This window comes from Exiguobacterium sp. HSB13 (assembly GCF_056764755.1).
Window position 1 is genome coordinate 1 of the sequence record NZ_JBUZOM010000021.1, and the last position, 490, is coordinate 490.

The 490-nt window shown below is 50.6% G+C and carries 1 pseudogene; it reads right to left on the reverse strand.

Features of this window, described 5'->3' with window-relative positions:
- Positions 1 to 490: pseudogene (locus ACZGCQ_RS16850) on the reverse strand (single-stranded-DNA-specific exonuclease RecJ); the annotation flags it as partial.

The window sequence follows — 490 nt, forward strand, 5'->3', positions numbered from 1 at the left end:
TCGTTGTCTCGTGCGGTAAGGCGAATAGTTCGCTCAGCGGTCGCTTACCCCCACGGTAATCGAACACTTGAACATCTTCGACAGCGACATCTTGAATCATCAATTGTGGTTTACGGAACCCAGTCCATTCATTGATGTTCAGACTGCCCATCAAATGACTCTCGGATAAAGTCGAGACTTCATCGACAAGGTCGCCGAAGCCGAAGCCGATTGCATCGAGTTCCTTTCCGTCGCCTGATAATAGTGCTTTGACATGCGTCAAATCACGACCGCTCCGTTTCATGTCACGGATCTTCGCCTGCTCGATGACGATTCGTGGCGCGGGATTTCCCATCCCGCAAGGCGCGAGTCGCTGAATATCTTCAATCCACTGAATCGAGACATCACTGACCTGTAGACGTAAATCGACATCAATTGTCGCGATGAAGGCATCGTCTGGCAACGTGCTATCCTGTTCCTTCAAGCGTTGACGTAACGGTTCGACGTCATT